General features: G+C 63.6%; 26 protein-coding genes. 11 read left to right on the plus strand and 15 right to left on the minus strand.

The features are described 5' to 3' along the window. Window positions 1–276: 276 nt before the first annotated feature. Genes AB3N21_RS11815 through AB3N21_RS11830 form a run of 4 tightly spaced genes read left to right on the plus strand, consistent with a single transcriptional unit; the run spans window position 277 to window position 4,893 of the window. Entirely contained in the window at window positions 277–936 is a 660-nt protein-coding gene (locus AB3N21_RS11815; protein ID WP_171181539.1) for an ABC transporter ATP-binding protein, read from the plus strand. Then, complete coding sequence (locus tag AB3N21_RS11820) at window positions 914–2,542, plus strand: capsule biosynthesis protein (RefSeq protein ID WP_367935416.1); 1,629 nt, start codon at window positions 914–916, stop codon at window positions 2,540–2,542. Before AB3N21_RS11815 ends, AB3N21_RS11820 begins: the two co-directional genes overlap by 23 nt. Window positions 2,543–2,547: 5 nt before the next feature. Continuing rightward, window positions 2,548–3,381 carry a 3-deoxy-8-phosphooctulonate synthase gene (gene kdsA / locus AB3N21_RS11825; protein ID WP_367935417.1) on the plus strand — a complete coding sequence of 278 codons (834 nt, stop codon included), beginning with the start codon at window positions 2,548–2,550 and terminating at the stop codon, window positions 3,379–3,381. A gap of 15 nt (window positions 3,382–3,396) precedes the next feature. After that, entirely contained in the window at window positions 3,397–4,893 is a 1,497-nt protein-coding gene (locus AB3N21_RS11830) for a phosphomannomutase/phosphoglucomutase (protein ID WP_367935418.1), read from the plus strand. Between the two features lie 167 nt (window positions 4,894–5,060). On the opposite strand, the gene AB3N21_RS11835 is transcribed toward AB3N21_RS11830, so the two are convergent. Further along, entirely contained in the window at window positions 5,061–7,019 is a 1,959-nt protein-coding gene (locus tag AB3N21_RS11835; RefSeq protein WP_367935419.1) for an AsmA family protein, read from the minus strand. 115 nt (window positions 7,020–7,134) lie between these two features. Between AB3N21_RS11835 and rimO the strand changes: the two genes are divergently transcribed. After that, window positions 7,135–8,523 (plus strand): 30S ribosomal protein S12 methylthiotransferase RimO, encoded by a 1,389-nt coding sequence (gene rimO / locus AB3N21_RS11840; RefSeq protein WP_367935420.1) that lies wholly within the window; start codon window positions 7,135–7,137, stop codon window positions 8,521–8,523. Continuing rightward, window positions 8,520–9,119, plus strand: a complete 600-nt coding sequence (locus tag AB3N21_RS11845; RefSeq protein WP_367935421.1) for a hypothetical protein — start codon at window positions 8,520–8,522, stop codon at window positions 9,117–9,119. The genes rimO and AB3N21_RS11845 overlap by 4 nt, the downstream gene beginning before the upstream one ends. Window positions 9,120–9,308: 189 nt before the next feature. Here the strand turns inward: AB3N21_RS11845 and AB3N21_RS11850 are convergent, their stop codons facing one another. Both AB3N21_RS11850 and AB3N21_RS11855 read right to left on the minus strand, forming a co-directional pair. Then, on the minus strand, window positions 9,309–9,791 hold the full coding sequence (locus AB3N21_RS11850; RefSeq protein ID WP_171176190.1) for a fasciclin domain-containing protein: 483 nt from the start codon (window positions 9,789–9,791) through the stop codon (window positions 9,309–9,311). A 256-nt stretch (window positions 9,792–10,047) separates the two neighbouring features. Then, the gene (locus AB3N21_RS11855) at window positions 10,048–10,404 is read right to left on the minus strand and encodes a diacylglycerol kinase (RefSeq protein ID WP_367935422.1); all 357 of its coding nucleotides are present in this window, start codon (window positions 10,402–10,404) and stop codon (window positions 10,048–10,050) included. 129 nt (window positions 10,405–10,533) lie between these two features. On the opposite strand from AB3N21_RS11855, the gene AB3N21_RS11860 reads away from it, so the two are divergent. Further along, on the plus strand, window positions 10,534–10,776 hold the full coding sequence (locus AB3N21_RS11860) for a CDGSH iron-sulfur domain-containing protein (protein ID WP_367935423.1): 243 nt from the start codon (window positions 10,534–10,536) through the stop codon (window positions 10,774–10,776). Window positions 10,777–10,884: 108 nt separating this feature from the next. On the opposite strand, the gene AB3N21_RS11865 is transcribed toward AB3N21_RS11860, so the two are convergent. The 5 genes from AB3N21_RS11865 to AB3N21_RS11885 all read right to left on the minus strand — a co-directional run bounded on the left by AB3N21_RS11865 (window position 10,885) and on the right by AB3N21_RS11885 (window position 12,822). After that, window positions 10,885–11,142 (minus strand): DUF6455 family protein, encoded by a 258-nt coding sequence (locus AB3N21_RS11865; protein WP_171176185.1) that lies wholly within the window; start codon window positions 11,140–11,142, stop codon window positions 10,885–10,887. Then, window positions 11,142–11,411: a DUF6455 family protein gene (locus tag AB3N21_RS11870; protein ID WP_367935424.1), complete on the minus strand. Its 270-nt coding sequence runs from the start codon at window positions 11,409–11,411 to the stop codon at window positions 11,142–11,144. Before AB3N21_RS11870 ends, AB3N21_RS11865 begins: the two co-directional genes overlap by 1 nt. A gap of 17 nt (window positions 11,412–11,428) precedes the next feature. After that, on the minus strand, window positions 11,429–11,680 hold the full coding sequence (locus AB3N21_RS11875) for a DUF6455 family protein (RefSeq protein WP_367935425.1): 252 nt from the start codon (window positions 11,678–11,680) through the stop codon (window positions 11,429–11,431). A gap of 69 nt (window positions 11,681–11,749) precedes the next feature. After that, window positions 11,750–12,118 carry a YigZ family protein gene (locus AB3N21_RS11880; protein WP_367935426.1) on the minus strand — a complete coding sequence of 123 codons (369 nt, stop codon included), beginning with the start codon at window positions 12,116–12,118 and terminating at the stop codon, window positions 11,750–11,752. After that, window positions 12,115–12,822: a M48 family metalloprotease gene (locus AB3N21_RS11885; RefSeq protein ID WP_367935427.1), complete on the minus strand. Its 708-nt coding sequence runs from the start codon at window positions 12,820–12,822 to the stop codon at window positions 12,115–12,117. The genes AB3N21_RS11880 and AB3N21_RS11885 overlap by 4 nt, the downstream gene beginning before the upstream one ends. A 120-nt stretch (window positions 12,823–12,942) precedes the next feature. On the opposite strand from AB3N21_RS11885, the gene AB3N21_RS11890 reads away from it, so the two are divergent. Beyond that, window positions 12,943–13,194, plus strand: coding sequence for a hypothetical protein (locus AB3N21_RS11890; protein WP_171176175.1), 252 nt, complete (start codon window positions 12,943–12,945; stop codon window positions 13,192–13,194). Here AB3N21_RS11890 and AB3N21_RS11895 read toward each other — a convergent pair. Further along, window positions 13,182–13,457 (minus strand): DUF167 domain-containing protein, encoded by a 276-nt coding sequence (locus AB3N21_RS11895; RefSeq protein WP_367935428.1) that lies wholly within the window; start codon window positions 13,455–13,457, stop codon window positions 13,182–13,184. The genes AB3N21_RS11890 and AB3N21_RS11895 overlap by 13 nt on opposite strands. A 211-nt stretch (window positions 13,458–13,668) precedes the next feature. Between AB3N21_RS11895 and AB3N21_RS11900 the strand changes: the two genes are divergently transcribed. Together AB3N21_RS11900 and AB3N21_RS11905 are read left to right on the plus strand one after the other, a co-directional pair. Further along, window positions 13,669–14,247, plus strand: coding sequence for a nitroreductase family protein (locus AB3N21_RS11900; protein WP_367935429.1), 579 nt, complete (start codon window positions 13,669–13,671; stop codon window positions 14,245–14,247). Beyond that, on the plus strand, window positions 14,244–14,954 hold the full coding sequence (locus tag AB3N21_RS11905; RefSeq protein ID WP_171176170.1) for an EI24 domain-containing protein: 711 nt from the start codon (window positions 14,244–14,246) through the stop codon (window positions 14,952–14,954). The genes AB3N21_RS11900 and AB3N21_RS11905 overlap by 4 nt, the downstream gene beginning before the upstream one ends. A 10-nt stretch (window positions 14,955–14,964) precedes the next feature. Here AB3N21_RS11905 and AB3N21_RS11910 read toward each other — a convergent pair whose 3' ends face one another. Next, a complete protein-coding gene (locus AB3N21_RS11910; RefSeq protein ID WP_367935430.1) occupies window positions 14,965–15,240 on the minus strand; it encodes a DUF1467 family protein in 276 nt (91 codons plus the stop codon). 26 nt (window positions 15,241–15,266) lie between these two features. Further along, a complete protein-coding gene (mce, locus tag AB3N21_RS11915; protein ID WP_367935431.1) occupies window positions 15,267–15,671 on the minus strand; it encodes a methylmalonyl-CoA epimerase in 405 nt (134 codons plus the stop codon). 137 nt (window positions 15,672–15,808) lie between these two features. Here mce and AB3N21_RS11920 point away from each other — a divergent pair, with 137 nt between their 5' ends. Continuing rightward, a complete protein-coding gene (locus tag AB3N21_RS11920) occupies window positions 15,809–16,528 on the plus strand; it encodes a response regulator (RefSeq protein ID WP_367935432.1) in 720 nt (239 codons plus the stop codon). Between the two features lie 361 nt (window positions 16,529–16,889). Here the strand turns inward: AB3N21_RS11920 and aspS are convergent, their stop codons facing one another. From aspS to AB3N21_RS11940, 4 genes are all read right to left on the minus strand, one after another. Continuing rightward, complete coding sequence (gene aspS, locus AB3N21_RS11925; RefSeq protein WP_367935433.1) at window positions 16,890–18,674, minus strand: aspartate--tRNA ligase; 1,785 nt, start codon at window positions 18,672–18,674, stop codon at window positions 16,890–16,892. A 78-nt stretch (window positions 18,675–18,752) separates the two neighbouring features. Then, the gene (locus AB3N21_RS11930; RefSeq protein ID WP_367935434.1) at window positions 18,753–19,424 is read right to left on the minus strand and encodes a CPBP family intramembrane glutamic endopeptidase; all 672 of its coding nucleotides are present in this window, start codon (window positions 19,422–19,424) and stop codon (window positions 18,753–18,755) included. Continuing rightward, window positions 19,421–20,065 carry an aminotransferase class IV family protein gene (locus tag AB3N21_RS11935; RefSeq protein WP_367935435.1) on the minus strand — a complete coding sequence of 215 codons (645 nt, stop codon included), beginning with the start codon at window positions 20,063–20,065 and terminating at the stop codon, window positions 19,421–19,423. The genes AB3N21_RS11930 and AB3N21_RS11935 overlap by 4 nt, the downstream gene beginning before the upstream one ends. Next, window positions 20,020–21,147 (minus strand): aminodeoxychorismate synthase component I, encoded by a 1,128-nt coding sequence (locus AB3N21_RS11940; protein WP_367935774.1) that lies wholly within the window; start codon window positions 21,145–21,147, stop codon window positions 20,020–20,022. The genes AB3N21_RS11935 and AB3N21_RS11940 overlap by 46 nt, the downstream gene beginning before the upstream one ends. Window positions 21,148–21,295: the final 148 nt, after the last annotated feature.

The raw sequence follows: 21,295 nt of genomic DNA on the forward strand, positions 1-21,295 counted from the left end.
TGGCCATTGCCGAGATATAGGCAGTTGCGCGTGATGATCCAGAAGCCGACAAACCGTTAACGAGTTCGAAACAATTATAGACGATTGCCTGTTCGCGGCAGAAATCCTGCGGGAACGGATGCCTTATGGCAGGTTAAGCGGCCTGCCTGACGCGCATTGATCATTTGTTTCATATTCCGACATAATGTGGCCAAGATCACGCGATATCCGGCTGAAAACCCCTCTGACAGAAAGGGAGGGCCGGGTCCCGACGAAAAAACCGCAAGGCCGCAGCAGATGCTCGAGTTTGAAAATGTCAGCAAGTCCTTCTGGACCGGCAGCCAGCGCAAGGTGATCCTGGATCAGGTCTCGTTCCGGGTCGAGCTGGGGCGATCGCTGGGCGTACTGGCTCCGAACGGGACCGGCAAGACGACGCTGATCAACATGATGGCCGGGCTGGAAAAACCGGATGAGGGCGTGATTCGCCGCGGCTGCAACATTTCCTTTCCGCTGGGTTTCATGGGCGGTGTGATCAATCGCGTCTCGGCGATGGAGAACTCGCGCTACATTGCCCGGCTCTACGGGATGGACCCGGATTATGTCGAGGCGTATTGCCGCTGGCTGTGCGATCTGGGCGAGTATTTCGATCAGCCGCTGGGCACCTATTCCTCGGGCATGCGGTCGCGGTTCACCTTTGCCCTACTGCTGGCGCTGGATTTCGACATGTATCTTATCGATGAGGGGATGCCCTCGTACACCGATGTCGAGTTCAACAAGAAAGCAGGCGCGATCCTGCAGGAGCGGTTGCGCACCACCACGATCGTGATCGTGTCGCACAGCCCCACCGTGCTGGAAAAATTTGCCCGGCAGGCCGCCGTGCTGATGAACGGCCAGCTATACATGTTCGACACCCTGGAAGAAGCGAAAGAGCTCTATGACTACCAGGCCCAAAGCTAAGAAATACCGGATACGCCGGACCGCCGCTGCGGTAGCGCCCGAAGCTGAGGTGGAGGCACCGGAACAAACGGCCAGCGCGGGTCAGCCGGATGCGCCTGCCGAAAGCGCGGGTGATGCCGGGCCTGTCCAGCCTGCAGCACCTAAGGGTGGCGCGGACGGCATTGGCTCGGAACTGGACGCGATCAAGCGTGAAGGGCTGACCGGGCGCCAGCTGCGTCTGGCCCGCCGTCTGGCCCAGAAACACAACCTGCCCGCCACGTCGGATTACGACGCGGTGCGGCTGCTGCGGCAAAAGGGGATCGACCCGCTGCAACGCTCGAACATGCTGGATCTGGTAGTGCCGAAGCCGGAACAGTCCGAGACCGGCAAGGACGAGCCGCAGATGCGGATACAGCTGCCGCAGACGGTAGTACCGGGAGAGAGGTCCCTGCCCTCGACCGAGACCATGAGCCCTGCGCAGCGGCGCGACCGCGAAATTGGCGAGATCCAGCGCGATATCGCGCGCCGCCGTCGCCGCAGGCTGATGATGCTGCTGACCCGGCTGGCGGCGTTCGTGCTGCTGCCGACGCTGCTTGTGGGCATATATTTCTACCGCATCGCCACACCGATGTATTCCAGCAAGTCCGAGTTCGTGATCCTGCAAGCCGACGGCGGAGGCGGCGGGATCGGCGGGCTGTTCGCGGGAACGCAATTCGCCACCAGTCAGGATTCGATTTCGGTCCAGTCCTTCCTGGAATCAAAAGAGGCGATGCTGCTTCTGGACCGGGATGCGGGCTTCAAGGCGCATTTCCAGCAATCGTGGATCGACCCGATACAACGGCTCGTTGCCGATGCCACCAATGAAGAGGCCTACAAGACCTACGGCCGGGTCGTCACCATCGGATATGACCCAACCGAAGGGGTGGTCCGGATGGAGGTGGCCGCCGCCGATCCCGACATCGCCACCGCATTCTCGCAGCAGCTGATCGCCTATGCCGAGGACCGGGTGAACGACCTGTCCGAGAAGAAACGCGAAGATCAGATGCGCGATGCGCGGCAGAGCTTTGAAATGGCACAGCAGGAGCGGCGCAACGCGCAGCAGGCTTTGGTCGAGCTGCAACAGCAGGGTGCGATTCTGGACCCCGAGGGCGTGATTGCGGGGCTGCGGGCCCGGATCAATCAGGTCGAGGTGCAGTTGCAGGAGAAGGAACTGGCCCTGGCCGCGCTGCTGGACAATGCCCGCCCGAACCAGGCCAAGGTCGACGGCGCCCGGGGCGACATCCAGCGCCTGAATGACCTGCTGACGACGCTCAATGCGCAGATGGTCGATGCCTCGAAAGGCGAAAACTCTCTGGCCAGCCTGAGCGTGCGGATTCAGATGGCGCAGGCCGACGTGCTGACCCGCGATCTGATGCTGCAATCGGCACTGGAGCAAATGGAAACGACACGAATGGAGGCGAACCGGCAGGTGCGCTATCTGACCGTCTCGGTAAACCCGGTGCCCAGTCAGGAGCCGAGCTATCCGCGCAAGTTCGAAAATACGATTTTGGCTTTCCTGCTTTTTGCTGGTATCTACCTGATGATCTCGCTTACCGCGTCGATCCTTCGTGAACAGGTATCCTCGTAAACGCCATGAAACATGTCAAAATCGCCGATCTGACGGTCGGCAACGATCTTCCGCTCACCATCATTGCGGGCCCCTGCCAGCTGGAGAGCGCCGAGCACGCCCAGATGATCGCGGGCACCATGAAAAAGGCCTGCGATGCGGCGGGCGCGCAATATGTGTTCAAGGCCTCATACGACAAGGCCAACCGCACCTCGCTGGGCGGCAAGCGCGGCATGGGAATCGATGCGGGCCTCAAGGTGCTGGACGATATCCGCAAGACCTTGGGTATTCCGGTACTGACCGACGTGCATACCGAGGCGCAATGCGCAATTGCCGCCGAGGCAGCGGACGTGCTGCAGATCCCGGCCTTCCTGTGCCGTCAGACCGACATGCTGCTGGCGGCCGGCAACACGGGCGCGGTGATCAACGTCAAGAAGGGACAGTTTCTGGCGCCGTGGGAAATGCCCAATATCGTCACCAAGATCGAGAGCACCGGGAACCAGAACATCCTGCTGACCGAGCGGGGAACTTCGTTCGGCTACAACACACTGGTTGCCGACATGCGGTCGCTGCCGCAGATGGCGCAGACGGGATATCCGGTGGTGATGGACGCGACCCATTCGGTGCAGCAGCCCGGCGGCAAGGGCGGCTCGTCGGGCGGGCAGCGCGAGTTTGCGCCGGTGATGGCGCGAGCGGCGGTGTCGCTGGGCGTGGGCGCGGTGTTCGTTGAGACCCATCAGGACCCAGACAACGCGCCCTCGGACGGGCCGAACATGATTTATCTGGACCAGATGCCGGACCTGGTGGCGTCCCTGATGCGCTTTGATACGCTGGCCAAGGCCAACCCGATCCAGATCTGAGCCAAGAGATTTTCCATGACCAGACCCATTGCCGAGGTGACGCCGAACACCTGGAGCTTTCTGCGCGACGCGATGATCAGGCCCACGGGCTTTCGCGAATATGACGCGCGCTGGAAATATCCCGAAGAGATCAATCTGCCGGGCATGACCGCCCTGGGCCTCGGCCTCGGCACCCAGATGCACAAGCGCGGGATCGCGCCGGTGATCGCGGTGGGTAACGACTATCGCGACTATTCGCTGAGCATCAAGAACGCGCTGATCCTGGGCCTGATGCAGGCGGGTATTCAGGTCAAGGATATCGGCCCGGCGCTCAGCCCAATGGCCTATTTCGCACAGTTTCATCTGGATGTGCCTGCGGTGGCGATGGTGACGGCCTCGCACAACCCCAACGGCTGGACCGGGGTGAAGATGGGCTTTGACCGCCCCCTCACCCACGGCCCCGACGAGATGGCCGAGCTGCGCGATATCGTGCTGAACGGCGAGGGCGTGGCGCGCCCGGGTGGATCTTATGAGTTCGTGGACGGCGTGAAAGAGGCTTATATCGACGATCTGGTCGGCGATTTCCGCATGTCCCGTCCGCTGAAGGTGGTCTGCGCCACCGGCAATGGCACCGCCTCGGCCTTTGCGCCCGAGATTTTCGAACGGATAGGGGTGGAACTGGTGCCCAGCCATATTGAGCTGGATTACACCTTTCCCAACTACAACCCCAACCCCGAGGCCATGGAGATGCTGCATGACATGGCCGCCACGGTGAAGGCCACCGGCGCCGATCTGGCGCTGGGCTTTGACGGTGATGGCGACCGCTGCGGTGTGGTCGATGACGAGGGCGAGGAGATATTCGCCGACAAGGTAGGCGTGATCATGGCCCGCGATCTGGCCAAGCTGCACCCCGGCGCGACCTTCGTGGCGGATGTGAAATCGACCGGCCTGTTTGCCTCTGACCCCGAGCTGCAGAAACACGGCGTGCAGGCCGATTACTGGAAGACCGGGCACAGCCACATGAAGCGGCGCGTCAAGGAAACCGGCGCGCTGGCGGGGTTCGAGAAATCGGGCCATTACTTTCTGGCCGAGCCCATCGGGCGCGGCTACGACTGTGGCATGCGGGTGGCGGTCGAGATCTGCAAGCTGATGGACCGCAACCCGGATCAGAGCATGTCGGACCTGCGCAAGGCGCTGCCCATGACTTGGTCGACCCCAACCATGTCGCCCTTTGCCGCCGATACCGAGAAATACGACATTCTGACCCGTCTAGTGGACAAGCTGGTTGCCAAGCATGACGCGGGCGAACCCATAGCCGGGCGCGCGATCAAGGAGGTCGTGACCGTCAACGGCGCCCGGGTGATTCTGGACAATGGCAGTTGGGGCTTGGTGCGCGCCTCATCGAACACGCCCAATCTGGTCGTGGTCTGCGAAAGCAGCGAAAGCGAGGCCGAAATGCGCGCGATCTTCAACGATATCGATGCGGTGATCCGGACCGAGCCCGCCGTCGGCGACTACGACCAGACCATCTGACGCGAGCCTCTAGGCAGGTTCGCGCCCCCTTTTTTTGCAAGGCTCTGCCTCGCGCTCCGGGATATTTTTGAACTGAAGAAATTGACGCATGCAGTCCTTCTTCTGTTTAAAAATATCCCGGGGGAGGCGCGCGCAGCGCGACGGGGGCAGAGCCCCCCTGACGCGCGTCAGTCCGATCCGAACAGCTTCAAAAGCCCCTTCTTGGCCTCGTTTTCGAGCTTGTCCTTGATCAGCTCTTCCACGTCCTGATCCTCGGTGACGGTGGTGTCCAGCTCTTCACTCAGCTTTCGGCGCAACTTCTCCTTAGCCTGCTGCTCGACCTCTTCCTTCTTGACCCCGGCTGCGGCCTTGAGCGCCTTGCTCAGATCGGGCCGGATCGACGGGTCCGCCCAGGGGCCCACGATCCGCACTGGCACTTCGAGCCCCTGCCCAGAATTGGCGCGTAGCGCAACCGGCGTGAACAGATAGTCGATATCGCGCGCGCCCAGCCCGATGCGCCCCTCGCCATCGGCGCGGAAATTGTCGAGCTGCATCAGTAGGTCGCTGTTGAACAGGTTGCCCTTGTTCATCTTGTAGCTCGCGGTCAGGCTATTGAACACGGTAGTCCCGCCCGCACCCTTGCCCGAGCCCATCAGGTTGTCCAGATCGATCCCCGAGATCACCCCGCGCCCCATCTCTACGCGCCCCTGCCCCGAGAGCGAGCGCATGATCTGGTCCTCGGTCTCGCCCACGCCCAGAAACTCCAGCGTACCCGAAGCCTTGCCCGACAGACGCTCGATCCCGCCGAGCGCCGACAACGCCTCCTGCATCTCGATACCGTTGGCCTGCAGGTTACCGCCCACCGACAGCCCGTTGCGGTTGTTGGCCACGACCTGCCCGGTCAGCGCGCCCGAGAACAGCGACACCGGGTGCATTTTCAGCACCGCACGCGACCGGTCCAGGGCGAGCGTCATCTGACTTTGCCCGAGGGTCAGCCCCGGAACCCGCACCGACTTGGCCGAAAGCCTGATCGAGCCGTTGGCCAGCGCCAGCGCCGAGGCATCGATGCGATCCTTTGACCAGCCCGCCTGCGCGTTACCGCCGCTGGAACTGGCGCTCTCGCTGCCGCTGCCGCCACCCAGCCCGGTCAGATCCAAATCGCCCGTGCTAAACCGTGCCGTCACCTGAGGCGTGGCGGCGATGGCCACATCGGCCTCGCCTTCGAACCGGTTGCTGTCGAGCTGTGCCGCCACATCGCGCAGCGCCACGCGCCCGTCCCTGGTGTAGGTGACTAGCATCGAGAGATCGGCGGCCTGCCCCAGCCCCTTGGGCAGGGTTATGCCGGATTGGCCAAGCGCGGCCAGCATGCGTGAGGTGTTCTTGGCCGAAACGCGTGCAGCCCCCGAGAACTCGCCCGAAATGTTCACCTGCCCATCAAAGCGAATGTCGCCCCCGGCGGTATTCATGTCCAGCTCCATCCCGGTCACGGCACCGCTGGCAAAACCCGGCAGATCCGGCAGGCGCAGGGTTACGTCCAGCGCCTCGCCCCCCGGGGCCAGTCGGGCGTTCACGTCCAGCGGCGCATCCGGCGATGGCCAGCTTGCGGTCAGGTCCACCGGCCCGAAATCCAGTGAGGTCTCGCCATCCTCGACATAAATCAGGCGGGCATTGTTGAACTCCAGCCGCTCCAAAGAGACGGCGGGCGCGCGGCCCGCAGCAGGCGAACCAGTCGAGGAGGCGGGCGCCGCTGCCTGCTCTTGTGGCGGCGCGCCGAAATCCCAGTTCGCCCGGCCCTGCGACACTTCCAGCCGCAGCACAGGGTCCTGCGCCACGATACGTTGGATCTCGGCAGAGCCGGAGAACAGCGAGGCGGCGGTGACCCCGATGGAGAGCGCCTTGGCCTTCAGCATCGGCGCCTCCCCGGCCCATTCGGCATTGTCCAGCGTGACCGGGCCGGTCTCGACCCCCAAAACCGGCCAGAAGGTCAGGCGCACATCGCCGTCAAAGGTCAGTTCGCGCCCCGTCTGCGCCCGCACCTGATCGGCGGCCAGCCGCGCGATCTTGTCACCGGGCAGCAGCAGGAGGCCTCCGACGACCAGCACCGCCACCGCCACCAGAATGAATACGATCCGTATCAGCCAGCGCATTGTCCTGCTCCTTCCCTGTTTTCGGCCCTGTTTCGGGTTCTTCTTCTCATATGGCAACCCAGCCCTGCGTCGGCAACATTTGCAAGGGGAAGTGTTCCCCACTATATGCGCGGCCATGAGCATGAACCCGCCCGACCTCCGCCCCGACCTGGCGCCCGCCGCCCGGATTGCCGATGCCCCCCGTGCGGGCCAGCCGACCATCGGCATGGTGTCGCTTGGCTGTCCAAAGGCGCTGGTGGACAGCGAGCGTATCCTGACCCGGCTGCGGGCCGAAGGGTACGGCATTTCGCCCGACTATTCCGGCGCCGATGCCGTGATCGTGAACACCTGCGGTTTTCTCGACAGCGCCAAGGCGGAATCGCTTGAGGCCATTGGCGAGGCGTTGGTGGAAAACGGCAAGGTCATCGTGACGGGCTGTCTGGGGGCCGAGCCGGAGTATATCCGTGAGCATCATCCGCGCATTCTGGCCGTGACCGGCCCGCATCAATACGAACAGGTGCTGGACGCGGTGCATAATGCGGTGCCGCCCGACCCGGACCCGTTCGTGGACCTGCTGCCCGCCAGTGGCGTCAAGCTGACCCCGCGCCATTACAGCTATCTCAAGATCTCCGAGGGCTGTAACCACAAGTGCAGGTTCTGCATCATCCCCGACATGCGTGGGCGTCTGGCAAGCCGCCCCGCCCATGCGGTGCTGCGCGAGGCGGAAAAGCTGGTCGAGAACGGCGTGCGCGAGTTGCTGATCATCAGCCAAGACACCTCGGCCTATGGGCTCGACCGCAAATACGATGTGAACCCGTGGAAGGACCGCGAGGTGCGCAGCCACATCACCGATCTGGCGCGCGAACTGGGGCAGTTCGATGCCTGGGTGCGGCTGCACTATGTCTACCCCTACCCCCATGTGCGCGAGCTAATCCCGCTGATGGCGGATGCGGGCTGCAACGTGCTGCCCTATCTGGATATCCCGTTCCAGCACGCCCATCCGGATGTACTGAAACGCATGGCGCGGCCTGCGGCGGCGGCGAAAACGCTGGACGAGATCGCTGCGTGGCGCGCGGTCTGCCCCGACATCACCCTGCGCTCGACCTTCATCGTCGGCTACCCGGGCGAGACCGAGGCCGAGTTCCAGACGCTACTGGACTGGATGGACGAGGCGCAGCTGGACCGAGTAGGGTGTTTTCAATACGAAAACGTGGACGGCGCGCGGTCGAACGACCTGCCCGATCATGTGCCTGCCGAGGTCAAGCAGGAGCGCTGGGAGCGGTTCATGGAGAAGGCGCAGGCGATCTCCGAGGCCAAGCTGGCGGCCAAGGTGGGTCAGACCATCGAGGTGATCGTGGACGAGGTGGACGACGAGGCCGCCACCTGCCGCACCAAGGCCGACGCGCCGGAGATCGACGGGAACCTGTTCATTGATGAAGGGTTCGAGGGGTTGCAGCCGGGGGATATTGTGACCGTTGAGGTGGACGAGGCCGGGGAATACGATTTGTGGGGAAGTGCATCTTGAGGCTCAGGCTCACATATCGGGGTGCACTCAAGGGTAATAGTCGAAAGAAAGAAGATGTCTGGGCGCTGCGAGAAGCGTTCCACCCTCAGCTGAAAAGATTCTGGGAAGCACATCAGCACCTTAACAGTCTAAAAACTCATCGTTTACTGGGTCCCGAGAAAGGAAAAGACCCAGAGCGCTTGCTTTTGTCAGAGCAGTTTGCCGAGTTCTATAAGGTTGGGCACATCCACTTTGTTCCGCTAGCAACTCGGGAGATGCATCTAGCATGCGAAATAAGTGTATTGCTTCTAGTCTCTCCCAACAGTCCTCATCTGCTCGCTAAGGGAGATATCGACAATCGAATGAAAACTATGTTGGACGGATTGCGTATGCCGCAACAACGCTCTGAACTACTTAGTGAGCATCGCAATGATCAATCGGGGGAACCGCACTATGTCTTGATGGAGGACGACAGTCAGGTATCAAAACTCTCAGTTGAATACGACACCTATCTAGCTGCAGAGCAGAGCGATATTCAAAACGATGTGGTCAACGCAATAGTAGGTGTACAAATCCAACCGAAATTGGTGACGATGGCGAACAACTTTTTTCTGTGAAGTAGAAGTTTGCATGCGCCGAACGTCTTCGCTTCGATCAAGCTAGGCTGGTACGTCAAGCTAGCCCCACCCGCAGCGCCACTCAAACGAACCGTCAGCAATCACCGTCTTGAATAATGCTAGCGAACGTCGTCTGGGGTGCATCCCCAGGACGGAGGGCGGCCCCCGTCACAGGGGCCGCTGGCTGGTTTAGCTTTCCGGCAGGATCACCTTGTCGATCACGTGAATGACGCCGTTTTCGGCCTCTACATCGGCGGTGACGACGGTTGCGTCGTTGACCATGACTCCGTTGTCGAGGTCGATGGTCACGGTACCGCCCTGAACGGTCGCGGCGGTCATGTCATCGCTCAGATCGCCGGACATGACCTTGCCCGGAACCACATGGTAGGTCAGGATCGCCACCAATTGATCCTTGTTCTCGGGTTTCAGCAAATCCTCGACGGTCCCCTCGGGCAGCGCCGCAAAGGCGTCGTCGGTGGGGGCAAAGACTGTGAACGGACCTTCGCCTTTCAGCGTGTCGACGAGATCTGCAGCCTGGACGGCGGCGACGAGGGTGCTGAACGAGCCCGCCTCGACCGCCGTGTCGACGATATCCTTTGCGTGGCCATCGGCGAAGGCTGTGCCGGACATCAGAACGAGGGCGGTAGAAGCGAATACGGTCTTGCGGAACATGTCGGTCTTCCTCTGTTGCAATGCTCAACTTGCATCACGGTCGGTACGCACGGGGTTGTGAGCCGGTTCAGGGGCTTTCGCTCGAAAACGCGGCTTGAAAGCGCAGCATCGCGCGCTAAGCCGGGCAGTTCCGGATCTTCCAGTCAAAAAGATGTGATCCGCCGTCGCGCCCCGGGGTTCCGTCGGGCACATGGCACGGGGTCCTATTGGGGTCGCTTCAGTGGTTTTGCCGCTCGGGCTGACGGTGCGCGATTGCTCAGATCAGCCCCACCAGAACAACCATCCAAACCACGCCCGCCGCAATCGCGGTCAGCGCCACGGCGGCGCTGGCGGCGTCCTTGGCTTGGCGAGCCAGTTCGTGATGGTCGGTCGAAGTGTGGTCCACCGCCCGCTCGATGGCGGTGTTGAACAGCTCGGCGGCCAGGACCAGAACGCCCAGGGCGAGGATCAGGGCGCGCTCGGCGGTGGTGAGCGGCAGCCATAAGGCCAGAGCGGCGGAGATCAGGTTGGCCCAGACCCAGCTGCGAAAGGAGTACTCTTCGCGCCAGGTGGCCGTAAGGCCCGCCCAGCTCCAGATTGTCCTGTCTTTCAGGCGTTTAAAGAACGTCCGCATGATCCCTCCGGCGGCCACTCTGGCGCGGGGCGTCAGGGGATGCAAGCGGCGGGGTGATCCCTGCCCTACCAATTCACGCCCCTCGCGCTATCCTCGGCACCAGACATCAGCCAAACGAGGGAGAGCCACATGTCCGACGCGCCCAATATCGCGCAGAAAGCGCCGTTTCCGGTCGAGGTGACCGAGGGCAAGACCTATTTCTGGTGCGCCTGCGGCAAGTCCGGCAAACAGCCGTTCTGCGACGGATCGCACAAGGGGACCGGGTTCGAGCCGGTGAAATACACGGCGGAGGCGGACAAGAAGGTGTTTTTCTGCGGCTGCAAGCACTCGTCGAAACAGCCGCTATGTGACGGCACGCATTCCAAGATCTAGAGCACTTTTGCGAAATACCTGAATCACTTAACGCTGCCTGAAATCCTAGATTTCAACGCGCTAAGCGATGCTGGGTGTTTCAAGTTTTTCGCAAAATGCCGTAAGGGATCATTTCAGCCGGTTGAGCGCCTCGGCATTGGCACAGAAGGCGGGCGCGGTGTCGGCCCGGGCCTGTTGTGCGGCCAGCCAGTGTTCGCACTGGCCGTGGCACTGCGCGGCGCGGCAGCGGGTGATGAGTTGGGCGTAGTCATGCTCGGTCAACCGCCCCTCGGCCATTGCCTCGGTCAGCGATACATCCATGCAGCGTGCGACCGAGCGGGTGAGCCAGAAATGCCTCTCGATTTCACCAAGCGGGATCTGCGGCATCAGTCGTCCTTTTGAGTTTGGTCTCGCAATGCGGCCAGTCGGGCGCGGTTGGGGCAGGTTTCGGGGGCCTCGTGGACGCATTCGTTCTCGTCCAGCCATTCCGGACAGTCCGGCGCCCATTCGCATCCCCGACAGGTCTGCACCATGTCGGCCCAGTCCTCTTGGCTCAGCCGCCCCTCGCGATGCGCCTCGACGATATCCGCCCCGGTCGCACGCCCCATCCGCAGCACGAGGCGGAGATGGGTCATGATCTGTCCGAGGCGGGGCATGGGCGTTTTCCGGAGTTTCAAGGGGTCAGGCGGGCGAACAGCTCCTGATTGCGGCAATATTCCGGGGTATTACCGGGTTTGGCCGCGCGGGCGAGGAACTGCGCGCAGTGGCCCGGGTTCGGGCAGTCGGTACAGCGCAGCACCGCATCCGAGATCTCATCCGTGGTCAGATCGCCATGGATGGCGGCCTCTTGCAGGTCGATGTCTTGGGCCGAGGCCATGCGGTCGACAAGGTCGGCGTGGCGTCGGAGCGTATCGCGGTCGGGCATTTGGTGGGGTCCTTCTCTGTCGCGCTATGGAACAGAGGGTAGTCCAGGCGGGGTGCGCGGGGCCTTGACTCAGGTCAAAAGGCCGAGGTGGTCGAGATAGGCGCGCGTGGCGTCCTGCACCCGGCGGAACCGGTCGCCGCCCAGTTTCTTGCCGCCATACCAGCGGGTGACGATGATAACGTGGTTTTGCAGCCCCGCCCGCTCGATCATGCGCAGGATTACCATGCCCGCGCCGCTTTCGCCGTCATCAGCCTTGAGCGCGCCGGTGGGCAGCATCGCGGCCCAGGTGTTGTGGGTGGCCTTGGCATAGGCGCGGTCGGCCTTGAGCTCGGCCAGCACTGCATCGACCTCGGCCCGGCTGGCGGCGGGGGCACCGGTGACCGCGTATTTCGAGCCGCGGTCAGTCAGGATCACGCCCAGCCGGGTGAGCTGGCTCATTGTGTGACGCCCAGTTGCCGCGCGGTCTGCCGCACGATCTGCACCCGCTGCGCGTTGGGCGGGTGGGTGCCCAGGAACCGGTCGCCGGGATCGGGAATGCGGTCGAAAAACTTCACACCGATCAGCGGATTGTAACCTGCGTTATGGGTGATCACGGTACCGAGCTGGTCGGCCTCAAGCTCGAATTCCTTGGAATAGCTGCGGGCACCGACGGTGGCGCCAAGCTGCTGGGCGGCCTCGACAGCGGCGGACCCGCCCCCGGTCAGCCCGGCCAGCTGGCCGAAGATGATGGCGCCGGCGGCAGCGTTCTGCGACTGGCGCTGCAGGTGGGATCGGATGTGGTGCGCGGCCTCGTGGCTCATCACAAAGGCCAGCTCATCCGCGTTGCGGGCGGTGGCGATCATGGACAGGGTAAAGATGATGAGCGGACGGCCCTGCTTGTCCACGGTCTGATAGGCGTTGACCGGCGCGCGGGTGTTGGGATCGACCAGGATGCGAAAGTCGCAGTTCATTCCGGAGGTGCGGTTTCTGCATTCCCTGCGTGCCTGCGGCCCCACCGCCTTGGCCACCGCATCGAAGTTGGCGGCCGCCGTCTGCGGGCTGAGCGGCGGCGGGCCGGGCCGCGTGGCACTGACGGGGGGCGCGGGCGGTGCGATATCGCATGCCGCCAGGGCGAAAATCAGCAACAGGACTAACCGGCGCATCGGGGGCCTTTCGGTTCACGGGGCAACGGGAAGAAACTCTAACCGGCGTCAGGGCGGTCTTCCACCCCCTCTTGCCGCCATCGGCTTGCATCGGCGGCGGACGGCAGGCAGTCTGGCGCCATGTTTAGTATCGAGCATGAATTCGACGCGACCATCATTACTCTGGTGGATGAGGGCGAGGCGCCCCTGAACGAGGATGTGGTCATCAACAGTTTCGCGGAATGCGTGACGCTGGAGCAGCTGGACCCGCGCACGGATCAGGTGCAGAAGATCACCCTGTCGCCCGAGCAGTTGCGCGACCTTGCGGCGGCGCTGGATCTGCCCGAAGGCGTGTATCAGATCCGCGAAACCCCTCCCGATCAGGGATCGTAGACAAAAGTCTTGTCCCGCGCGGTCTGCCCGCGTTTCAGGGTCAGATGTGACGGGGCCACCCCCATGGCCGCGGCCAGCAGGGCGCGGGTGGCGGCATTGGCCTTGCCGTTCTCTGGTGGGGCCGTGACGGTGATGCGCAGGCCGCCCTCGTCCGCCGTCATGCTGTCACGCGCAGCCTTAGGCGCGACGCGGACGCGGATTTCACGGCCCGGTTCGGCCAGGTGGCTGAGATCGGGGAGGTTTTTGATCTTGGGTCTGGCCATGGGCGGGATCGTACTGGTTGGATGTTCTGCAGGTGTACATGAGCCGCGCGCGGGGTCAAATCCGCTATGGAGTCTTTTCTCATGCGCAGGCATTCTTGCTGCCGGATCGCCAGCGACATTCGCCAAAATACAGCACGCCATTCCCTTTTACCCTTGAAACGCGCGCCTGCCTGACCGAGATACAGGGGGCTTATGTAAAAAGGCTTCACATATGTCGCTCGAAAACCCCGCCGCTTTGGAATTTCTGCTGGCCCGCCGCTCGCGCCCTGCCAAAACGCTGGTGGCCCCTGCACCGACACGGGACCAGTTGATGCCTCTGCTGACCGCCGCCGCGCGCAGCCCCGATCACGGCAAGCTGGAACCGTGGCGCTTCATCGTGCTGGAAAAAGGCGCGATGCCCCGGCTGGCGGCTCTGACCGAGGAGTGCGGCGAGGCACTGGGCAAGAGCCCCGAGGATATCGCCAAAGGGCGCGGCCAGTTCGATCAGGGGCAGTTGGCGGTGGCGGTGATCGAGGTGCAGCGCCCCTCAGAAAAGGTTCCGGCAATCGAGCAGACCTATTCGGCGGGCGCCGTCTGTCTGGCGCTGCTGAACGCCGCGTTGGCGGCGGGATGGGGCGCGAACTGGCTGTCCGGCTGGGCCATCCATGATCGCACCTTCTGCGCGCAGGCGCTGGGATTGGCGGAAAACGAACGGGTGGCCGGGCTGATCCATATCGCCACCGAGGGCGCGGCCCCGCCCGAACGCCCCCGCCCCGATCTGGGCGCCATCACGCAATGGGTGTCGGAATGACCGTTATCAACTCATTTTTTCTGGCGCTGGGCCAGATCGGCGATCCCCGGTTCCGCAAGGTGCTGCTGTTGGGGATCGGGCTGACCTTCGCGCTGCTGGTCGGCGCTTATGCGGGATTCCTGTGGCTGATCAACGCGCTGGTGGGCCCCGAGGCGACGCTGCCGGTTCTGGGCGAGGTTACGTGGCTCAACGATCTGCTGAGCGTGTCGTCCCTGTTGTTCATGATGGTGCTGTCGGTGTTTCTGATGGTGCCGGTGGCCTCGGCCATCACCTCGCTGTTTCTCGATGACGTGGCGCAGGCGGTCGAAGACCGGCATTACCCGCACCTGCCCAAGGCGCCGCGCGTGCCCTTTGCCGAGGCGATGCGGGACACGGTGAATTTTCTGGGCGTTCTGGTGCTGGCCAACGTTCTGGCGCTGGTGCTCTATGCGCTTTTCACGCCGCTGGCGCCGTTCATCTTCTGGGGCATGAACGGGTTCCTGTTGGGACGGGAATACTTCACTTTGGCCGCCATGCGGCGTCTGGGACGCGAGGGCGCGCAAAAGCTGCGGGCGCAGCACATGCCGACCATCTGGCTGGCCGGAACGCTGATGGCGATCCCGCTGTCGGTGCCGCTGGTCAACCTGCTGATCCCGATTCTGGGCGCGGCGACCTTTACCCATATCTACCATGGGGTGGCCGAAACCAGCCGCCGCCCTGCGCGCTGAGCTGCGGAGGTTACTCTGCCGGTTTCAACTGACCCGTCCAGTCGAAATCGCTCACCGAGATCACCCCGGACAGGATGATCCCTGCGATGATGCACCACAGCACCACCGACACACCGGTAGTGATCCACGCCTTTTTCTTCAGGTGATGTTCTTCCGGCGCGCCCGCATGGGTGCCCGGCACGATCTCACCCAGATCACCTTGTGTCTTGACCCGGATCGGCAGGACCACAAGGAAGGTCATGAACCAGATGACGGCAAAGAGAACGAGTGCTGCGGTGATCGACATGGGCGCGTCTCCTGTTGGTCAGGCGGTCAGACCTGCTCGAGTTCGACCAGGCAGCCGTTGAAATCCTTGGGGTGCAGAAACAGCACCGGCTTGCCATGGGCGCCGATCTTGGGCTCGCCCGAACCCAGCACGCGGGCGCCGGTGTCCTTGAGGTGGTCGCGGGCGGCGATGATATCCTCGACCTCATAGCACACATGGTGGATGCCACCCGACGGGTTCTTGTCGAGGAAGCCTTTAATGGGGCTGTCCTCGCCCAGCGGGTAGAGCAGTTCGATCTTGGTATTGGGCAGTTCGATGAACACCACGGTGACGCCGTGATCGGGCTCGTCCTGCGGCGCGCCGACCTTGGCGCCCAGCGCGCTGCGATATTGCTCGGACGCCGCATCCAGATCCGGAACGGCGATGGCGACATGGTTCAGGCGGCCGATCATTTGGGTCTCCTCTTTCCTCGGGCTGGACCGGGTTATGGGGGCTGTCCGGGCAAAGGGCAAGTGCGCCAAAGCGCCCATTAACCGGCTGTTAGCCAGATTTTCCTAGCGTCATGGGGTCTGCTGAAAGGAGCCCCGCCATGGATGATTCGGACCCGTTTGCTGCCCCTCATCGCCTGCCCAGCTCGACCCGGCCGCTGCTGGGCCTGACCATACTGGTGGTTGAGGACAGCCGATACGCCTGCGAAGCGATGCGGCTTTTGTGCCTGCGCAGCGGGGCGCGGATCAGGCGGGCGGACTGCCTGAAATCGGCGCGCCGTCACCTGCAGCTCTACCGCCCGTCGGCGATCGTGGTGGATATGGGCCTGCCGGACGGCTCGGGTGCCGATCTGATCGAAGAGATTGCAGGCGCCAACCCGCGCATCGGTGTCATCCTTGGCACCTCGGGTGATGATTGCGCGCAGGAGGCGGCGATCGAGGCCGGGGCGGATGGGTTTTTGGAAAAGCCTGTGACCTCGCTGGCCACGTTTCAGGAGACCATCCTATCGCTCCTCCCCGCGGACCGGCGCCCCTGCGGGCCGCGTGTCTTGCAGGATGAGATCGTGCGCCCCGATCCGCTCGCCTATCAGGACGACATGGCGCATGTGGCCGATGTGCTGAGCGATCAGGACGACGAAAAGGCACTGGATTATGTCGCCCAATTTCTGGGCGGCGTGGCCCGGGCCGCCGACGATCACACGCTGGCGGCTGCGGCGGCAGGTCTGGCCCAGGCGCGCGCGCGCGGCACGCCGGTCGCAGCCGATGCGGCCCGGGTGGCCGGGCTGGTGCAGGACCGGTTGGAACGGCGCAAGGCGATCTGAGATGAGTGAAGGCGTCTGGGCGGTCGTGGCCGTATTGGGGATCGCGCTTTATCTTCAGGCGAAGGTGTCTGCGCGGGCGATCCGCCGCAGTCGGGCCACCTGGAGGAACCCGATTGCGCGGGACTTGGTTCTTGGGAGGGAGCCATAAAGGCCCATCGGATGCACCGCATTCTGAGCAAAAGGAGCGTGGCGAATAGCCGCTCGCGTTTCATTGAACCGGTGTCCCGAAGCCAGTGGCACTTGCCCGGCGTTGGGTTTTTGATTGCGCATTGAGTTGCGATCCGGCGTGCGTGCGAAACGATCACGCGCAAAAGAAAACCGGCGCCCCGAGGGGACGCCGGTTTGAAGGGTTAGATTTGGCTTATTGATCCTGCGGGATCACGCGCAGGCCGAGCTCCATCAACTGGTCCGAGGTTGGATCGGAGGGCGCAGCCATCATCAGGTCCTCGGCGCGTTGGGTCATCGGGAACATGATGACCTCGCGGATGTTTACCGTGTCGGCCAGCAGCATCACGATGCGGTCGATACCAGCCGCGCAGCCGCCATGCGGCGGGGCGCCGTATTGGAAGGCGTTGACCATGCCGCCGAAGCGCTTTTCGACCTCATCCTTGCCGTAGCCGGCGATCTCGAAGGCCTTGAACATGATCTCGGGCTTATGGTTCCGGATCGCGCCCGAGAGGATTTCGTAGCCGTTGCAGGCCAGGTCGTACTGGTAGCCCAACACGTCCAGCGGATTGCCCTCGAGCGCCGCCATACCGCCCTGCGGCATCGAGAACGGGTTGTGTTCAAAGTCGATCTTGCCGGTTTCCTCGTCCTGCTCGTAGATCGGAAAATCGACGATCCAGGCAAAGGCGAAACGGTCTTTCTCGGTCAGGTTCAACTCTTCACCGATCACGTCGCGGGCCTTGCCGGCCACCTTTTCGAAGGTTTTCGGTTTCCCACCGAGGAAGAATGCGGCGTCGCCCACACCCAGCCCAAGCTGCTGACGGATCGCCTCGGTGCGCTCGGGCCCGATGTTCTTGGCCAGCGGCCCGGCAGCCTCCATTCCGTTGCCCTGATCGCGCCAGAAGATGTAGCCCATGCCGGGCAGACCCTCTTTCTGGGCAAAGGCGTTCATGCGGTCGCAAAACTTGCGCGAGCCGCCGGTGGGCGCGGGAATGGCGCGGATTTCGGTGCCTTCCTGTTCCAGCAGCTTGGCGAAGATGGCGAAGCCCGAACACCGGAAGTGCTCGGAACAATCCTGCATCTTGATCGGGTTGCGCAGGTCGGGCTTGTCGGTGCCGTACCAGAGCGCGGCGTCCCGGTAGGAGATCTGCGGCCAGTCCTGCGGCGCGTCCACCTTGCGGCCCTCACCAAATTCCTCGAAGACCTCCGCCAGCACCGGCGCGATGGTGTCGAACACGTCCTGCTGCTCGACAAAGGACATCTCCATGTCGAGCTGATAGAAATCGGTGGGCGAGCGGTCGGCGCGCGGGTCCTCATCCCGGAAACAGGGCGCTATCTGGAAATAGCGGTCGAAGCCCGAGACCATGATCAGCTGCTTGAACTGCTGCGGCGCCTGCGGCAGCGCGTAGAACTTGCCCGGATGTAGGCGCGAGGGCACCAGGAAGTCGCGCGCGCCTTCGGGGCTGGACGCGGTGATGATCGGGGTCTGGTATTCGCGGAAATTCCGGTCCCACATGCGTTTGCGCATCGAGGCCACCACGTCCGAGCGCAGGGTCATATTGCGCTGCATCGCCTCGCGGCGCAGGTCGAGGTAGCGATAGCGCAGGCGGGTTTCCTCGGGGTATTCCTGCTCGCCAAATACCATCAGCGGCAGTTCGGCGGCTGAGCCCAGCACCTCAAGCTCGCGCACATAGACCTCGATCTCGCCGGTGGGCAGCTTGGGGTTGACCAGATCGGCGGCGCGCGCCTTGACGGTGCCGTCGATGCGGATGCACCACTCGGACCGGACCTTTTCCAGCTCGGCGAACGCGGCGCTGTCGCCGTCGCACAGCACCTGGGTGATGCCGAAATGGTCGCGCAGGTCGATGAACAGGACGCCGCCGTGATCTCGCACCCGGTGGACCCAGCCGGACAGGCGAACGGTTTCGCCAACATTGGCGGCGGTCAGATCAGCGCAGGTGTGGCTGCGATAGGCGTGCATCGGTCATATCCCTTCGGGCGGAGAATTCGTCGCGCCGATACACCGCGATGTGCACGGGAAGTCAAGGGAAGCCGGGCGTCAAAACGGCCTTTGCACGTTGCCCGAGTAGAAATAGACACCCAGGCCCACCGCAAACAGGATATTTCCGGCGATCGCGTGCAGTAAGACGGCGTAGAAGAACGAGCCGCGCCAGCGGTAGGCCCATGAGAACAGCAAGCCCCCGGCCAGTGTCATGGCGGCGACGATCCAGCTCCAATACATCAGATGCGCGAAGGAAAAGAGGGCGGCGTTCAGCAGGTCCGCCGCGCGGCCTTGTGGGAGGATCGCGCCATAGCGGCGATAGAAGAGCGGGCGGAACAGCAGCTCCTGCGGCAGCGCCGAGGCGAGCGGGTAGCCGAGCCAGATGAAGGCCAGCAGCTCGGGGCGGTGCTGCAGGAGGAAAAACGCGGCCTGCGGTTTCGTGGCGTAGATCACTGCGGTGCAGAGCGCGGTCATTGCAGCGGAGAACCCCAGCACCTCGGCCCAGGACCAGTTGCGCCAGCCGTGGCGCAGTTCGGCCCAGCGGAAGTCGCGTGTGAGGTGCAGCAGGACGATGCCCAGCCCGGTGAAGGCAAAGAGCGCCGGGAACATCCAGTCGGGCGGGAACAGGACCGCGATCAGCAGCGGGGCGCCGATATAGAACAGCGCGAACTCGATTCTGAGCCGCAGGCGCGCGGGTCGTGTGGCGGGTATTGCCTGTGCCTGGGTCAAACTGCCACCAACTCCGCCCTGATCAATCCACGCAACGAATTTCCTACGTGAACAGAGCGCGCTTTGTGGAGGTCCGTCAAGGTAAGGGGGGCCTCGGCGACCTGTTTTTGCTCCAGAAGCTCGTCGCGCAGGATGCCCGGCAGCAGGCCCGCACTGAGCGGCGGGGTCAGGTGGTCTTCGTCGGTTTCGATGAAGAGGTTGGTGATGGTGCCCTCGCACAGTTCGCCGCGCTCGTTGAGGAACAGCAACTCGTCGATGCCGTTGGGCAGGTCGGCTCGGGCCGTGTCGTAGAGCGCGCGGCGGGTGGTCTTGTGGCGCCGCCACGGGTCGTCCGAGGCCAGTCGGGTGTCAGCGATAGCGACGCGCCAGAGCGGCGGCGTTTCGGTGAGCGGGCCGGTGGTGAGGTCGAAGCTGCCCGAGGTGTCCAGGGTCAAACGGCAGCGCAGGGCGGTGTCACCGGCAGCTTCCTCCAGCTGGGCCTTTGCGCGGACGGGATTGAACAGAATGCCCAACGCCGTAGCGGATCGGGCCATGCGCGCGAGATGACGGTCGCGGCGGGCAAAGCCCTGCCCGGGGCGGTAGCCCAGCGTCTCGATCAGGCGGAAACCAGGCTCAGCTGGCGGGCAAAGCGCGCTTTCCATAGCGCCTCCTCATATTCGGATGCGGCGGTGCTGTCCCAGACCACGCCGCCGCCCACGTTGAGCGTGGCGCGGGCGCTTTCGGCCATCAGCGTGCGGATCGCCACGTTGAACTCCGACCGGCCATCGGGCGCGGCCCAGCCGATGGTGCCGCAATAGATGTCGCGGGGCCAGGGTTCGAGATCGTTGAGGATCTCCATCGCGCGGATCTTGGGCGCGCCGGTGATTGAGCCGCACGGGAAGAGCGCAGTCAGGATGTCCGACAGGCCCGCATCGGCGCGCAGCTGCGCCCGAACCAGCGAGACCATCTGGTGCACGGTGGCGTAGGTTTCGACCTTGAAAAGCTCGGGCACCTTGACCGAACCCGGCACGGCAACGCGCGAGATGTCGTTGCGCAGCAGGTCCACGATCATCAGGTTCTCGGCGCGGTTCTTTTCGTCGCGGGACAGGAAGGCGCGGCGGCGGGCGTCCTCGGACGGGTTGTCGCTGCGCGGCTGGGTGCCTTTCATCGGGCGGGTTTCGATCATACCCCCTGCGTCGGTGCGGAAGAACAGCTCGGGCGAGCGGCTGAGCAGGTCGGGCAGCCCCTGTTGCTGCACCAGTGCGCCATGACCCACCGGCTGGCGCGCGGCGAGGGCTGCATACAAAGCGGCGGCGTCGCCTGTGATCTCCAGATCAATGGGAAAGGTCAGGTTGGCCTGATAGATGTCCCCTGTCCCGATGGCGTCATGCACGGCGGCGAAGGCGCGGGAATAGCGCGGCGCGTCCCAGCGCGGCGCGAAACCGGTGATGCCCCCGGCCTCGGGCGGCAGCGCGCGGGTAGCGGGCGCATCATAGACCCCGAAATACAACAGAGGCAGGCGGCGGTTCGCGGGCATCCGGGCGGCCAAACGCGGCTCCAGCGCATAGCCCAGTTCGTAACTGGCATATCCGGCCAGCCACGCGCCACCGGCCCGCGCAGCATCCAGCGCCGCCAGCGCGTCCGGCACATCCGTTGCCGTATCGGCCCGGACAAGACGCCCGGGACGGTCGAAGCACGTCCCCGGCCCCGCCGGTCCCTGATCGAAACGAATACGCAATTGCATCCTCATTTGCCGTGAGGCAGCGATATAGTGGTTTCGGGCCCGAACGAAAGGGGGGAAAGCGGCAAATTCGCACCTGTTTCCGATCCCTCTTGCACCTTTTCGCGCGGTCCCTATAACGCAGGACAATTTGGGCGCTCGGTCGGCGCCC

Source organism: Ruegeria sp. (assembly GCF_040830605.1).
Classification (GTDB): domain Bacteria; phylum Pseudomonadota; class Alphaproteobacteria; order Rhodobacterales; family Rhodobacteraceae; genus Ruegeria.